This is a genomic window from Pseudomonas sp. CFII68, assembly GCF_000416195.1.
Classification (GTDB): Bacteria; Pseudomonadota; Gammaproteobacteria; order Pseudomonadales; family Pseudomonadaceae; genus Aquipseudomonas; species Aquipseudomonas kilonensis.
In genome coordinates this window covers 36245-50262 of record NZ_ATLN01000035.1, presented here as the reverse complement: position 1 = coordinate 50262, position 14018 = coordinate 36245, and the positions used below count along the sequence as shown (strand labels likewise).

Annotated in this window: 14 protein-coding genes; 8 read left to right on the top strand and 6 right to left on the bottom strand. The window is 61.5% G+C overall.

Features of this window, described 5'->3' with window-relative positions; genetic code table 11:
- Positions 1–75: 75 nt before the first annotated feature.
- Together recO and pdxJ are read left to right on the top strand one after the other, a co-directional pair.
- Positions 76–765, top strand: a complete 690-nt coding sequence (recO, locus tag CFII68_RS20345) for a DNA repair protein RecO (protein ID WP_018603364.1) — start codon at positions 76–78, stop codon at positions 763–765.
- Positions 766–814: 49 nt separating this feature from the next.
- Positions 815–1558, top strand: a complete 744-nt coding sequence (pdxJ, locus tag CFII68_RS20350) for a pyridoxine 5'-phosphate synthase (RefSeq protein ID WP_018603362.1) — start codon at positions 815–817, stop codon at positions 1556–1558.
- A 182-nt stretch (positions 1559–1740) separates the two neighbouring features.
- On the opposite strand, the gene mltF is transcribed toward pdxJ, so the two are convergent.
- The gene (gene mltF / locus CFII68_RS20355; protein ID WP_018603360.1) at positions 1741–3201 is read right to left on the bottom strand and encodes a membrane-bound lytic murein transglycosylase MltF; all 1461 of its coding nucleotides are present in this window, start codon (positions 3199–3201) and stop codon (positions 1741–1743) included.
- A gap of 287 nt (positions 3202–3488) precedes the next feature.
- On the opposite strand from mltF, the gene purL reads away from it, so the two are divergent.
- From purL to CFII68_RS20370, 3 genes are all read left to right on the top strand, one after another.
- Positions 3489–7385: a phosphoribosylformylglycinamidine synthase gene (purL, locus tag CFII68_RS20360; protein WP_018603358.1), complete on the top strand. Its 3897-nt coding sequence runs from the start codon at positions 3489–3491 to the stop codon at positions 7383–7385.
- A 4-nt stretch (positions 7386–7389) separates the two neighbouring features.
- Entirely contained in the window at positions 7390–7701 is a 312-nt protein-coding gene (locus CFII68_RS20365; protein WP_018603356.1) for a YqfO family protein, read from the top strand.
- A 664-nt stretch (positions 7702–8365) separates the two neighbouring features.
- Positions 8366–8704, top strand: a complete 339-nt coding sequence (locus tag CFII68_RS20370; RefSeq protein WP_033062476.1) for a DUF6124 family protein — start codon at positions 8366–8368, stop codon at positions 8702–8704.
- A gap of 120 nt (positions 8705–8824) precedes the next feature.
- On the opposite strand, the gene CFII68_RS20375 is transcribed toward CFII68_RS20370, so the two are convergent.
- The 3 genes from CFII68_RS20375 to CFII68_RS20385 all read right to left on the bottom strand — a co-directional run bounded on the left by CFII68_RS20375 (position 8825) and on the right by CFII68_RS20385 (position 11364).
- Positions 8825–9895, bottom strand: coding sequence for a hypothetical protein (locus tag CFII68_RS20375; protein ID WP_018603351.1), 1071 nt, complete (start codon positions 9893–9895; stop codon positions 8825–8827).
- A gap of 365 nt (positions 9896–10260) precedes the next feature.
- On the bottom strand, positions 10261–10767 hold the full coding sequence (locus CFII68_RS20380) for a murein L,D-transpeptidase family protein (RefSeq protein ID WP_018603349.1): 507 nt from the start codon (positions 10765–10767) through the stop codon (positions 10261–10263).
- A 45-nt stretch (positions 10768–10812) separates the two neighbouring features.
- Entirely contained in the window at positions 10813–11364 is a 552-nt protein-coding gene (locus CFII68_RS20385) for an NUDIX hydrolase (RefSeq protein WP_014339999.1), read from the bottom strand.
- A 145-nt stretch (positions 11365–11509) separates the two neighbouring features.
- On the opposite strand from CFII68_RS20385, the gene CFII68_RS20390 reads away from it, so the two are divergent.
- Genes CFII68_RS20390 through CFII68_RS20400 form a run of 3 tightly spaced genes read left to right on the top strand, consistent with a single transcriptional unit; the run spans position 11510 to position 12856 of the window.
- Positions 11510–12109 (top strand): CoA pyrophosphatase, encoded by a 600-nt coding sequence (locus CFII68_RS20390; protein WP_018603345.1) that lies wholly within the window; start codon positions 11510–11512, stop codon positions 12107–12109.
- Positions 12110–12125: 16 nt separating this feature from the next.
- Positions 12126–12650 carry a gamma carbonic anhydrase family protein gene (locus CFII68_RS20395; protein ID WP_018603344.1) on the top strand — a complete coding sequence of 175 codons (525 nt, stop codon included), beginning with the start codon at positions 12126–12128 and terminating at the stop codon, positions 12648–12650.
- Positions 12647–12856, top strand: coding sequence for a DUF1289 domain-containing protein (locus CFII68_RS20400; protein WP_018603343.1), 210 nt, complete (start codon positions 12647–12649; stop codon positions 12854–12856). The genes CFII68_RS20395 and CFII68_RS20400 overlap by 4 nt, the downstream gene beginning before the upstream one ends.
- Before the next feature lie 206 nt (positions 12857–13062).
- Here the strand turns inward: CFII68_RS20400 and CFII68_RS20405 are convergent, their stop codons facing one another.
- Complete coding sequence (locus CFII68_RS20405) at positions 13063–13701, bottom strand: Pr6Pr family membrane protein (RefSeq protein WP_018603341.1); 639 nt, start codon at positions 13699–13701, stop codon at positions 13063–13065.
- A 3-nt stretch (positions 13702–13704) separates the two neighbouring features.
- Positions 13705–13935, bottom strand: a complete 231-nt coding sequence (locus CFII68_RS20410; protein WP_003205228.1) for a VF530 family DNA-binding protein — start codon at positions 13933–13935, stop codon at positions 13705–13707.
- Positions 13936–14018 lie beyond the last annotated feature (83 nt).

The window sequence follows — 14018 nt, the reverse complement described above, 5'->3', positions numbered from 1 at the left end:
TTCGCGAGCAAGCCCGCTCCCACATTGGTTTCGGGTTGTTTATAAATTGTGCTCCGTCAGTGAGACTTCGTTTCCATGCCCCCAACCCAACCCACCGGCCAACCCGCCTACGTCCTCCACAGCCGCGCCTACCGCGAAAGCAGCGCCCTGGTGGACTTCCTCACGCCGCAAGGGCGGTTGCGGGCGGTATTGCGTGGGGCGCGGGGCAAGGCCGGGACGCTGGCGCGGCCGTTCGTGCCGCTGGAAGTCGAGTTCCGGGGCCGGGGCGAGTTGAAAAATGTCGGGCGCATGGAAAGCAATGGCGTCGCCGCATGGCTCAACGGTGAGGCGCTGTTCAGCGGCTTGTACCTCAATGAGCTGCTGATCCGCCTGCTGCCGGCCGAAGATCCCCACCCGGCTGTCTTCGACCACTACGCCGCCACCCTGCTGGCCCTGGCCGAAGGCCGTCCGCTGGAGCCGCTGCTGCGCTCCTTCGAATGGCGGCTGCTGGATGACCTGGGCTATGGCTTCGCCCTGAACACTGACCTGCACGGCGAGCCCATCGCCGCCGATGGCCTGTACCGCTTGCAAGTGGATGCCGGCCTGGAGCAGGTCTACCTGCTGCAACCGGGGCTGTTCAACGGGGCCGAGCTGCTGGCCATGGCCGAGGCCGACTGGAGTGCGCCGGGCGCCTTGTCGGCGGCCAAGCGGCTGATGCGCCAGGCGCTGGCGGTGCATCTGGGCGGGCGGCCACTGGTCAGTCGCGAGCTGTTTCGCAAGCCCTGATCAACCCGTATGCTGTGGGCCGACTATTCGTCCATTCAGGAGCCTTTTCGTGAGCACCAGCAATCGCATTCTTCTCGGCGTGAACATCGACCATGTCGCCACCCTGCGCCAGGCCCGCGGTACGCGTTACCCGGATCCGGTCAAGGCCGCACTGGACGCGGAAGAGGCGGGCGCCGACGGCATCACCGTGCACCTGCGTGAAGACCGTCGCCACATCCAGGAGCGTGACGTGCTGCTGCTCAAGGATGTGCTGCAAACCCGCATGAACTTCGAAATGGGCGTGACCGAAGAAATGATGGCGTTCGCCGAGCTCATCCGCCCGGCGCACATCTGCCTGGTGCCGGAGACTCGCCAGGAGCTGACCACCGAAGGCGGCCTCGACGTAGCGGGGCAGGAGGCGCGGATCAGCCTGGCGGTGGAACGCCTGTCGAAGATTGGCGCCGAGGTATCGCTGTTCATTGATGCCGACGAACGGCAGATCGAGGCGTCCAAGCGTGTTGGCGCGCCGGCCATCGAACTGCACACCGGCCGTTACGCCGATGCCGAGACGCCCACGGATGTGGCCGATGAGCTGCAGCGAGTCGCTGATGGCGTCGCCTTCGGCCTGGCCCAGGGCCTGATCGTCAACGCCGGCCATGGCCTGCACTACCACAACGTCGAAGCCGTCGCGGCCATCAAGGGCATCAACGAGCTGAACATCGGCCACGCGCTGGTGGCCCATGCGTTGTTCGTCGGGTTCAAGTCGGCTGTGTCGGAAATGAAAGCGCTGATCCTGGCTGCCGCCAAACCCTGACCCTGCCACTACACCCTGCGGAAGGTAGCCTGTGAGAGCTAGCCTGTGGGAGCAAAGCTTGCTCGCGATAGCGGACTGACAGTCAAACCGCTATCGCGAGCAAGCTTTGCTCCCACAGGCACCACATTAAGGAGTGTTTGCTCCCACAGGTCCGCTACCACATTAAGGGTTGTGTACGGCTGTTATAGCTGCGGGGATTCCTGGTTAGGCTTGCTCTTGTCGACACCCGGCACATGCAGGTTGCCCTCGGCCACCTGGTTGCCTTCGAGCTGCGGTTGCGTGACCCAGGTCAGGATGTCGTAGTAGCGACGGATGTTCGCCACGAAATGCACTGGCTCGCCGCCCCGGGCGTAGCCGTAGCGGGTCTTGCTGTACCACTGTTTCTGCGACAGGCGCGGCAGGATCTTCTTCACATCCAGCCACTTGTTCGGGTTCAGCCCTTCCTTGGCCGCCAGTTTGCGGGCGTCGTCCAGGTGACCGCTGCCCACGTTATAGGCGGCGAGGGCGAACCAGGTGCGGTCGGGCTCCTCGATGCTTTCGTCCAACTGCTCCTTCATGTAGGCCAGGTACTTGGCGCCGCCCATGATGCTTTGCTTCGGATCCAGGCGGTTGGATACGCCCATGGCCTGGGCGGTGTTCTGGGTCAGCATCATCAGGCCGCGCACGCCAGTCTTGGAGGTGACCGTCGGTTGCCACAGCGATTCCTGGTAGCCGATCGCGGCCAGCAGGCGCCAGTCGACTTTCTCTTTCTTGGCGTAGGCCTTGAAATGTTGTTCGTATTTGGGCAGTCGTTGCTGCAAGTGTTGGGCGAACGTGGTGGCGCCCATGTAGCCTAGGACGTCAACGTGCCCGTAATAACGGTCTTTGAGGCGCTGCAAGGTGCCGTTCTTCTGCACCTTGTCCAGGTAGCTGTTGATCTCGTTGAGCAGGCTGTTGTCCTCGCCAGGGGCAACCGCCCAACTCTGGCTGCGGGCATCGCCCAGGTCGAACGCCACGCGCACGTTGGGGAAGTACACCTGGTTCATCGCCACTTCGTTGGAGTCCACCAGCGTCAGGTCGATCTGCCCCTCATCCACCATGCGCAGCAGGTCGACAACCTCGACTGCGTCGGACTCTTCGTATTCGATGCCTGGATACTGCAGTTTCAGTTGGGCCAGTTGTTCAGCGTGGGTGCTGCCCTTGAGCACCATGATCTTCTTGCCCGCCAGGGCCGCCGCGTCGGTGGGGCGTGATTGGCCGTTGCGGTAGATGATTTGCGGGGTGACTTCCAGGTAGGAGCGGGAAAACCGCACCTGCTTCTTGCGCTGCTCGCTGCTGACAAGGCCCGCCGCCGCGAGTACCGGACCGTTGGGCTTGCCGATCTGGTTGAACAGATCGTCGAGGTTGTCGGCGGTCTCGATCTTCAGCTCCACCCCCAAATCGTCGGCGAAGCGCTTCACCAGCTCGTATTCGAAGCCGGTTTCACCATTGCGATCCTGGAAGTAGGTGGCAGGGCTGTTTCGGGTAACCACCCGCAGCACGCCATCCTCCTTTACGCGCTCCAGTGTGTTGGGTTTCTCAACACAACCACCGAGCACCAGGAAGAGTCCGGTTGCGATCAGCCATCTGGCATATCGCGGACGCAAAGCCGTTGGGGAAAACATCTGCGCAGTATACGCAAACGGCCCCTACCGCCATATCTCGACAGCAAAAGGCCAGTCTGCTAGCCATTGCAAAACATGTCCGCAGCACCAGCCGGCCGGGGCGCGCAGGGCTTTGCGTCGCTGAAAAATAACTCTGCGAAAACCTTGGTGCGGGTGTCCAATACCGCCGTGTGCGCAAAGACCGACATTCGGCCAGCATCGCGCGTGCCGTTTCGGGTGCCGTTGCCGGCGGTTTAGGCTAGAATGCACGGCCTCAAAGCACACCCCTTCCCGAGGCTGTCCCGAAGATGTTGATCCTGCGCGGCGCTCCTGCCCTTTCTGCCTTTCGCCACAGCAAACTCCTTGAGCAACTGAGCCAGAAGGTTCCGGCTGTCAGTGGCTTGTATGCTGAATTCGCTCACTTCGCCGAAGTCACCGGCGGTTTGACCGGCGACGAACAGCAGGTGCTTGCGCGCCTTCTGAAGTACGGTCCCAGTGTTCCTGTCCAGGAGCCGGCCGGTCGCCTGTTCCTGGTACTGCCGCGTTTCGGCACCATTTCGCCGTGGTCGAGCAAGGCCAGCGACATCGCCCGCAACTGCGGCCTGGCGAAAATCCAGCGCCTGGAGCGCGGTATTGCCTTTTATGTCGCCGGTGAGTTCAGCGAGGCCGAGGCCCAACTGATCGCCGAAGGCCTGCATGACCGCATGACCCAGGTCGTCCTGGGCAACCTGGAGCAGGCCGCCGGCCTCTTCAGCCACGCCGAACCCAAGCCACTGACCGCTATCGACGTACTGGGCGGCGGCCGTGCCGCGCTGGAAAAAGCCAACGTCGAGCTGGGCCTGGCCCTGGCCGAAGACGAGATCGATTACCTGGTCAACGCCTTCCAGGGCTTGAAGCGCAACCCCCACGACATCGAACTGATGATGTTCGCCCAGGCCAACTCCGAGCACTGCCGCCACAAGATCTTCAACGCCAGTTGGGACATTGACGGCCAGGACCAGGAAAAAAGCCTGTTTGGCATGATCAAGAACACCTATCAGATGCACAATGAAGGTGTGCTGTCGGCTTATAAGGACAACGCGGCGGTGATCGTCGGTAGCGTTGCCGGTCGTTTCTACCCGAACCCTGAGACCCGCCAGTACGGTGCGGTCCAGGAGCCGGTGCACATCCTCATGAAGGTCGAGACCCACAACCACCCGACCGCGATTGCCCCGTTCCCGGGCGCGTCCACCGGTTCCGGTGGCGAGATCCGTGACGAAGGCGCCACCGGGCGCGGCGCCAAGCCCAAGGCCGGCCTGACCGGCTTCACCGTGTCGAACCTGCAGATCCCGGGCTTTGAACAGCCGTGGGAAAAGCCGTACGGCAAGCCTGAGCGCATCGTCAACGCCCTCGACATCATGATTGAAGGCCCCCTGGGGGGCGCGGCGTTCAACAACGAATTCGGCCGTCCGGCCCTGACCGGCTACTTCCGTACCTTCGAACAGTCCATCACCACCCCGCGTGGTGAGGAAGTCCGTGGTTACCACAAGCCGATCATGTTGGCTGGCGGCATGGGCAACATCCGCGCCGAACACGTGCAGAAAGGCGAGATCCTGGTCGGCTCCAAGCTGATCGTCCTCGGTGGCCCGGCCATGCTGATCGGCCTGGGTGGCGGTGCCGCTTCCTCCATGGCCACCGGCACCAGCTCGGCGGACCTGGACTTCGCCTCGGTCCAGCGGGAAAACCCGGAAATGGAACGCCGTTGCCAGGAAGTCATCGACCGTTGCTGGCAGTTGGGTGAACACAACCCCATCAGCTTCATTCACGACGTCGGCGCGGGCGGCCTGTCCAACGCCTTCCCGGAACTGGTCAACGACGGTGGCCGTGGTGGCCGCTTCGAACTGCGCAACATTCCGAACGACGAGCCGGGCATGGCCCCGCACGAAATCTGGAGCAACGAATCCCAGGAGCGTTACGTCCTGGCGGTCGGTCCGGCCGACTTCGAACGTTTCCAGGCCATTTGCGAGCGCGAGCGCTGCCCGTTTGCGGTAGTGGGTGAAGCCACCGCCGAGCCGCAACTGACCGTCACCGACAGCCATTTCGGCAACAGCCCGGTGGACATGCCGCTGGAAGTGCTGCTGGGCAAGGCCCCGCGCATGCACCGTTCGGCCGTTCGCGAAGCCGAGCTGGGCGACGATTTCGATCCGTCGACACTCGATGTCGCCGAGTCCATCGAGCGCGTGCTGCATCACCCGGCCGTGGCGAGCAAGAGCTTTTTGATCACCATCGGCGACCGCACCATCACCGGCCTTGTGGCCCGTGACCAGATGGTTGGCCCGTGGCAGGTGCCGGTGGCTGACGTTGCCGTGACCGCCACCAGCTTCGACGTCTACACCGGTGAAGCCATGGCGATGGGCGAGCGCACGCCGCTGGCACTGTTGGACGCCCCGGCGTCGGGCCGCATGGCGATCGGCGAGACCCTGACCAACATCGCGGCTTCGCGTATCGGCAAGATTTCCGACATCAAGCTGTCGGCCAACTGGATGTCCGCCGCCGGTCACCCGGGTGAAGACGCCCGTCTGTACGACACCGTCAAGGCTGTTGGCATGGAGCTGTGCCCTGAGCTGGGCATCACCATTCCGGTGGGCAAGGACTCGATGTCCATGGCCACGCGCTGGAACGACGAAGGCGTGGACAAGAGCGTGACCTCGCCGCTGTCGCTGATCGTGACGGGTTTCGCCCCGGTCACCGACATCCGCCAGACCCTGACCCCGCAACTGCGCATGGACAAGGGCACCACCGACCTGATCCTGATCGACCTGGGCCGTGGCCAGAACCGCATGGGCGCCTCGATCCTGGCCCAGGTGCATGGCAAGCTCGGTTCGCAAGCACCGGACGTCGACGATGCCGAAGACCTGAAAGCGTTCTTCGCCGTCATCCAGGGCCTCAACGCCGACGGTCACCTGCTGGCTTACCACGACCGTTCCGACGGCGGTTTGCTGACCACTGTGGTGGAAATGGCCTTCGCCGGCCATTGTGGCCTGAGCTTGACCCTCGACAGCGTTGCCGAGTCCACCGCCGAAATCCCGGCCATCCTGTTCAACGAAGAGTTGGGCGCGGTGATCCAGGTTCGCCAGGACGCCACCCCGGACATCCTCGCCCAGTTCAGCGCGGCTGGCCTGGCCGACTGCGTCTCGGTGATCGGCCAGCCGATCAACAACGCCCACATCAACATCACCTTCAACGGCGACACCGTCTTCGAAGGCCAGCGCAGCCTGTTGCAGCGCCAGTGGGCGCAAACCAGCTACCAGATCCAGCGCCTGCGCGACAACGCCGACTGCGCCGAGCAGGAATTCGACGCGCTGCTGGAAGAAGACAACCCGGGCCTGAGCGCCAAGCTCAGCTACGACGTCAACGAAAACGTGGCCGCGCCCTACATCAAGAAAGGCATTCGCCCACAAGTGGCGGTCCTGCGCGAGCAGGGCGTCAACGGCCAGGTGGAGATGGCGGCAGCGTTCGACCGCGCCGGCTTCAACGCGATCGACGTGCACATGAGCGACATCCTCGCTGGTCGTGTCGACCTGAATGACTTCAAGGGCATGGTCGCTTGCGGCGGTTTCTCCTACGGTGACGTGTTGGGTGCCGGTGAAGGCTGGGCCAAGTCGGCGCTGTTCAACAGCCGCGCCCGCGATGCGTTTCAGGGCTTCTTCGAACGCACCGACAGCTTCACCCTCGGTGTGTGCAACGGTTGCCAGATGATGTCCAACCTGCACGAGCTGATCCCGGGCAGCGAGTTCTGGCCGCACTTCGTGCGTAACCGTTCCGAGCAGTTCGAAGCCCGCGTGGCGATGGTCCAGGTGCAGGAGTCGAATTCGATCTTCCTGCAGGGCATGGCCGGTTCGCGCATGCCGATCGCCATCGCCCACGGCGAAGGCCATGCGGAATTCGAAAGCGAAGAAGCGCTGCTCGAAGCCGACTTGTCCGGTTGCGTGTCGCTGCGTTTTGTCGACAACCACGGCAAGGTCACCGAAACCTACCCGGCCAACCCGAACGGCTCGCCGCGCGGGATCACCGGCCTGACCAGCCGCGACGGCCGCGTCACGATCATGATGCCGCACCCGGAGCGTGTGTTCCGCGCGGTGCAGAACTCGTGGCGTTCGGACGACTGGAACGAAGACGCGCCATGGATGCGCATGTTCCGCAACGCGCGCGTCTGGGTGAACTAAGGCGGTGTACAAGCTCTGCTTCTTCGTCCCGGCCAGCCATCTGGACGTGGTCAAAAGCGCCGTATTCGCTGCCGGTGGCGGGCGAATCGGTGACTATGAGCACTGCGCCTGGCAAGTGTTGGGCCTGGGCCAGTTTCGCCCGTTGGACGGCAGCCAGCCGTTCATTGGTGAGGCGGGGCAGGTTGAGCAGGTCGAGGAATGGAAGGTGGAGCTTGTCGTTGCTGATGAGTTGATTCGTGCGGTGGTGGAGGTTTTGAAACTCAGCCATCCCTATGAGACGCCGGCGTATGAGGTGTGGCGGTTGGAGGATTTTTGATCTTCCTGCGCTTGAATCGCTTAAATCGCTAAATGAAAAACCCGCTGAGTGGATCAGCGGGTTTTTTATTGGGTGTTGGTTTTGTGTGTATATCCGTTGCTGCGGTCACGGCTGCTTAGGGTTCCGCCCTGACGGCGGCTCACTTTTGAGAAGCGCAAAAGTAAGCAAAACGCTTCTGCCCCACCACTCGGCACCTCGCTTAGGCTCGGTGTGCCCTCACTCCGGAATTGCTCCGTGGGCCCGCCGCGAAGGGCCCACGGAACAATGCCTTCGTTCAGGCATGCCGAGCCTAGGCGAGGCACCGAGTGGTGGGGCATGAGCGTTTTGCTTACTTTTGCGCTTCTCAAAAGTGAGCCGCCGTCAGGGCGGAACCCTAAGTGGCCGTTACCGCAGCAACGGATATGTACCCAATTCAATCCAAAAAAAGCCTATCTGAATTTGTGCGAAACATCTCTGATCAGATGGCTGGTCTGTCAGACGCACCGAAGTTTCCGACATGTTTTTAAGGTTGTCCCTCGGAAGGTAGGGCTCTAGCCTTTGGGTGTCGCTGCCAGTTCAGCGACCGGGTTTGACCGTCCGAAAAAAATCAAGGGGCAACAAGCCCGGACGTTTTGTCCTGGGCTCCATTAATTTAAAGGAGCTTCAATTGAAAAATAATTCTGACATGCCAAAACCCGCCTCCACCTTCCCCTACGGCGACTACGCCCCCGAAAAGCTGAAAGAAGCCGCCGACCGCGCGATGGATCATTACCTCAAGCCTGACGACAGCGAACCAGAACCCAAACCCTCGGTGCAGTTGTTCAGCGTATCGGACAACGTTGACACCGAAACCTTGCTAGCTAACCTCAGCGAAACCCTGGCCTCGGCCAATGCGGTGCTTAGCGACCTCCTGTTTGACTTGGACGGTTCGCGGCGGCATGTGGCGTTGGGGGTGGCGCAGATGATCGAGCTGGGAACGTTGTTGGCGAACAAAGCCTTGGACCGGGTAGAGCTTCGGACTTGATGCCATAAGTGCCGGCCCCATCGTCGGATCGCCGCCCGGAGCAAGCTCGCTCCCACAGTGGTTAGTGGCGTTCACAACACCATTGTGGGAGTTAGCATTAGCCAGCCTGCACTGCGAAAACTATTGATGGCGGTTTTCGAGGCGGCAAGCTTCTTTTTCGATGCCAATGCACTCGACCGGTTCGCCCACGCCTTTCTCGAAACGGCGGGCGTTCATCAACAGGCCTCCCTTGATACCGCCGATGAACGCGAAGGCGCCTTCGCGTGCGCCGGTGTTACGCCCTGATAGATCCACTGCCACGCTGTTGGGTCTGACTTCATATACCCATCCACCGTTTTGTGCTTCCACGACAGCCCAGACCTTGGCTTCGCTATAGTCGCGAAATGCCACAACGACCGATTGAATGTAGGGGGACTCCGGCTGGCTGGCCCATCTGAGAATGGGTGGCAGCGAGCTCCTGCCCCGTAACCCTTGGGCAAGCGCAGCCGCCCCCTGTACTGGATTGATTGTCTGGGAACCGACCGCCCAGAGGGACTCTTTGCTTTTTACCCACGCCAAACCTTCTGGAGGCGTGATCCGGCTCCATTCTATGCTGACCGCCGCGACCTCCAGTGGGCTTTCATGGCCGGTCGGCTCGCGGTAGTTCTGGTTCGCTTCACAATCGGCAAGGTTGTCTTTCTTGCATGCTTGCCTGATGAACTCGCGCTTGACTCCCCCCGGAAAGCTGATTTCCTGCTCGCTGACAGCTCCACCAGATGCATCCTGGTCAATACCATGAGGGGCTTTGATCTCATACACCCATTCCTTGGCGAAACGTTGGGCGAGACCCTGGTCGCGGGTTGTACTGCTGTAGACCGATTTCCCTGCCCCAGCTCCGTGGCTCCACCAGTCATACATCCACTCGGGTATGGGGAAGCCTGCGGCTTTGGGTAAGATCCCGTCTTGGAAGGCCCCGAGTCCCTGATCCGTAGTGTCTCCTCGATAGAGCGTGCCCATGTCGGTACGCCAATGCAACGATGGCTTGGTATCGCGGATCGGCACGCTCGAATCCGCCGCGACCTGAAGCCAGGCGGTATACCACGGCTCCTCTTTTCCATCGCCCCCCCACGCGTCGGAGCCCGGTTGCCACACACCCGTCAACGCCACCACCGCAACCGCTGTCGTCCGTATAAAACTGTTATGAGTTGTCATGATTTGATGTCTCATCTGGAGCAGGTGAAGCCCTGTCGAATCACATACGTCATGACTACCTATGCTTCGACGTGACACGTCTCACTTTGGATTCTGCGGGGCACAGCGAGCCGAACCACCGCATCAGTTCTGAGGGTAGATCAAGGCTGGGGGAGGGGATTGCGTTGCGGTTCTTGGACTTGTAACAAAAGGCTGGTCGACACCGTTCCCTGTGGCGAGGGGATTTATCCCCGTTGGGCTGAAGCAGCCCTCAAGCCAGGCAATTCGGTGTGTCAGGAAAATTGAGTTGTTTGTTTAGGGGGGCTGCTGCGCAGCCCAACGGGGATAAATCCCCTCGCCACAGGGATCTCATGTGTGGTCGGGTACTACGGTCGGATTTCGATCATCGTCCCATCCGGCACCAGGCTCCACACCTCGCGCATGTCCACATTGCGCATGGCGATGCAGCCATCGGTCCAGTCCAGCGTATGGAACAACTGCTCAGGGTTCTCTTCCGAATCCGGCGTGCCGTGGATCATGATCATGCCCCCCGGTTCCACGCCTTCGCGGCGGGCGCGGGCGGCGTCGCTGATGTTGGGGTAGGAAATGTGCATCGACAGATAGAACCGGTCGCTGGTCTTGCGCCAGTCCAGCCAATAGAAGCCTTCGGGGGTGCGCTTGTCGCCTTCTATCAGCTTGGGGCCTTTTTTGGCGCCCTTGCCCAGGGAGATGCGATAGGTCTTGAGCGGCTTGCCGTCGTTGATCAATTGCAATTGATGGGCGGACTTGAGCACCAGCACTTTTTCGATGACCTTGCCGTTGTAGGTTCCCACCGCCGAGGCCTGGGACACCGTTGTGAACGACAAGCAGAACAGGACAAGCAACCAGCGCATTGAAACGATATCCCTAGAGGTGTCGCGACTATATTGATTGGTTTTTCAGGTGTTGGCCGGCTGAGCCAACGGTGGAATCGATTCGGATCGCACCGGGTAATCCTCGGCGCGGCGGTCGGCATAGAAATATTCCAGGGTGCGGCCCACCGTACGGAAAGCCAACTCGTCCCAGGGAATGTCCGCTTCTTCGAACAGCTTCACTTCCAGGCTCTCGGGCCCGGCGGCGAAATCCTCATCCATCAGCTCGGCGCGGAAGAATACATGTACCTGGCTGATATGCGGTACGTCAATCAGCGTATAGATGCTCAAGTTTCGCACCCGGGCGCAGGCTTCTTCGGCGGTTTCGCGCACGGCGGCCTGTTCGATGGTTTCGCCGTTTTCCATGAAGCCTGCCGGCAGCGTCCAGTAACCGCGCCGCGGCTCGATGGCGCGCCGGCACAACAGGACTTTACTGCCCCAGGTCGGTACGCAACCGGCCACGATGTTGGGGTTCTGGTAATGGATGGTGTGGCAGGTGTCGCAGACAAAACGCAGGCGCGAGTCGCCTTCGGGTATGCGCTGGGTCACCGGGTTACCGCACTGGCTACAGAATTTCATGCTTGGGTTCCTGAATGCTGCGCCTATCTTGGCGTGCGTAGGCCGGTGCGGCAAGTTGTCGTTTCGCGACACGACGTGGTGCGGGGGTTGGGCCGCTTGAACGATTGGTGCATGATGCAAGGTAGCGAATAAATCGAGAAGTCTCATGCTGGACGAGCTACTGCATCGAGTAAGCAACCATACCCCGCACGATCTGCAGGCCGACCAACGTTTCCCTGAAGCCGCGGTGCTGGTGCCGATCACCCGCAGCGATGAACCGGAGCTGGTACTGACCCTGCGCGCCAGCGGGCTCTCGACCCATGGCGGCGAGGTGGCGTTCCCCGGCGGGCGCCGCGACCCGGAAGACCCGGACCTGATCTTCACCGCCCTGCGCGAAGCCGAGGAAGAAATCGGCCTGCCGCCCGGCCTGGTGGAAGTGATCGGCCCCCTCAGCCCGTTGATCTCGCTGCATGGCATCAAGGTCACACCGTATGTCGGGGTGATTCCGGACTACGTCGAATACCAGGCCAACGATGCCGAGATCGCTGCGGTATTCAGCGTGCCGCTGGAGTTTTTCCGCAAGGATCCGCGTGAACACACGCACCGTATCGATTACCAGGGCCGCAGTTGGTACGTGCCCAGCTATCGATTTGGCGAGTACAAGATCTGGGGCCTGACGGCGATCATGATCGTCGAACTGGTCAACCTGCTGTACGACGCCGACATCGACCTGCACACACCGCCCAAAAGCTACATCAATACCTGATGACCCGAGGACCCTCATGAAATACCGCCTGGGCGATGCCCGTGTCGAAACCCACCCACAGAGCTGGGTCGCGCCCAACGCCACGCTGGTGGGCAAGGTCCGCCTCGAAGAGGGCGCCAATGTCTGGTTCAACGCCGTACTGCGCGGTGACAACGAACTGATCCTGATCGGCAAGAACAGCAACGTGCAGGACGGCACGGTGATGCACACCGACATGGGCTATCCGCTGACCATCGGCACCGGTGTGACCATCGGCCACAACGCCATGCTCCATGGCTGTACGGTGGGCGACTACAGCCTCATCGGCATCAACGCGGTGATTCTCAACGGCGCGAAGATCGGCAAGAACTGCATCATCGGCGCCAACTCGCTGATCGGCGAAGGCAAGGAAATTCCCGACGGCTCGCTGGTGATGGGCTCGCCCGGCAAGGTGGTGCGTGAACTGACCGAGGCCCAGAAGAACATGCTCGAGGCCAGCGCCGCGCACTATGTGCACAATGCCCAGCGCTACGCCCGCGACCTGTTCGAGCAGGAACCATGAGCGCCCCTGAACGCCCGGTGCCTTCGCCCTGCGTGAACATCTGCGCGCTGGACGATGACGACATCTGCACCGGTTGCCAGCGCACCGTGGCGGAGATCACCCGGTGGAGCCGGATGGACAACGAGGAGCGCCGCGGTGTCTTGGCGTTGTGTCATGAACGGGCCAAGGCCAGTGGGTTGGTGTGGATGTTGCCGGCTAGGCGGTGATCTCCACCTGTGAACACAAAATCCCTGTGGGACACCTACCTGGGGGACACCTATCTGTGGGAGCAAAGCTTGCTCGCGATGCGGGTGCCGTGGTCTTCAGGTAAACCGCGTGATCTTCATCGCGGGCAAGCCTTGCTCCCACAGTCATCGCGGGCAAGCCTTGCTCCCACAGGTTTGGCTCACACAGCTATGTGCTCTGCAGGCCTCTATTTCAACGATGCCCACCGATCGACCCCCACCATCCCCAGCGCAATCGCGATAAACCCCAGCAATATCCCCCCGGCATTGATGAACACCTGTGGATAACCCAGGTTCGCCACATCGATGAAAGGGTAGGGGTAAGCCGCCAATAGATCCCCGCGCAGCAGGACGTAGGCGAAGTACACCAAGGGGTAGATCACCCAAAGCCCGATGTGGCCCAGGCGCAAGCCGCCTTTGGGCACGTAGAGCCACCAATAGGCGATGTACAGCAAGGGCACCACGTCGTGCAGCAACTCATCGGCCACGAACTGCCAGCCTTCGGGCTGCCAGAGGTGGCGCAGCAGCAGGTTGTAGGCCAGGCCGACCAGGGCGATGCTCACGGCGACGCCGCTGCGTGTGCTGGGCCGTAGGAACCAGCGTCGGGTCGGGGATTGGCGGTGGGTCAGTTCCCAGGTCAGAACGACCGCCACCAACAGGTTGGTCAGTACCGTGAAGAAGCTGAAGAAACTCACCAGCCCGCCCAGCAGGCTCGCGTCCAGTTTCCAGCGACCCAGCAGGATCAGGTACAGCTGGATGCTCAATCCCACCCAGCCCAGCAGTGCCGTCACCGATACGAAGCGCTGACGACCCTTGTCAATCCCCATGACTCAGACCGGCCGTTTAGTGCGCATCAACTTGATGTACAGGCGCTCGACCTTCTCCCGTGCCCACGGCGTCTTGCGCAGGAAAGTCAGGCTCGACTTGATGCTCGGGTCGCTCTTGAAGCAACGGATGTCGATGCGTTCAGCCAGGCCCGACCATTCGTAGTGCTGCACGAGGGCGTTGAGGATCTGCTCCAGCGTCACGCCGTGCAGCGGGTTGTTGTTGGGTTCGGTCATGGGAGGCCTTCGCGCTAAAGGTGTAAAGCCGCGCACCTTAGCCGAGGTGCCCCTTTGGTGGAAGCATAGCCTTCATCATGGCC

Bases quoted from the DNA above. Each gene is read 5' to 3' on its own strand.
- CFII68_RS20410 (WP_003205228.1), bottom strand. From the start codon at position 13,935: ATGACCGAACCCAACAACAACCCGCTGCACGGCGTGACGCTGGAGCAG.
- CFII68_RS20375 (WP_018603351.1), bottom strand. From the start codon at position 9,895: ATGACAACTCATAACAGTTTTATACGGACGACAGCGGTTGCGGTGGTG.
- recO (WP_018603364.1), top strand. From the start codon at position 76: ATGCCCCCAACCCAACCCACCGGCCAACCCGCCTACGTCCTCCACAGC.
- CFII68_RS20405 (WP_018603341.1), bottom strand. From the start codon at position 13,701: ATGGGGATTGACAAGGGTCGTCAGCGCTTCGTATCGGTGACGGCACTG.
- mltF (WP_018603360.1), bottom strand. From the start codon at position 3,201: ATGTTTTCCCCAACGGCTTTGCGTCCGCGATATGCCAGATGGCTGATC.
- CFII68_RS20390 (WP_018603345.1), top strand. From the start codon at position 11,510: ATGCTGGACGAGCTACTGCATCGAGTAAGCAACCATACCCCGCACGAT.
- purL (WP_018603358.1), top strand. From the start codon at position 3,489: ATGTTGATCCTGCGCGGCGCTCCTGCCCTTTCTGCCTTTCGCCACAGC.
- CFII68_RS20380 (WP_018603349.1), bottom strand. From the start codon at position 10,767: ATGCGCTGGTTGCTTGTCCTGTTCTGCTTGTCGTTCACAACGGTGTCC.
- CFII68_RS20385 (WP_014339999.1), bottom strand. From the start codon at position 11,364: ATGAAATTCTGTAGCCAGTGCGGTAACCCGGTGACCCAGCGCATACCC.
- CFII68_RS20400 (WP_018603343.1), top strand. From the start codon at position 12,647: ATGAGCGCCCCTGAACGCCCGGTGCCTTCGCCCTGCGTGAACATCTGC.
- CFII68_RS20370 (WP_033062476.1), top strand. From the start codon at position 8,366: ATGCCAAAACCCGCCTCCACCTTCCCCTACGGCGACTACGCCCCCGAA.
- CFII68_RS20395 (WP_018603344.1), top strand. From the start codon at position 12,126: ATGAAATACCGCCTGGGCGATGCCCGTGTCGAAACCCACCCACAGAGC.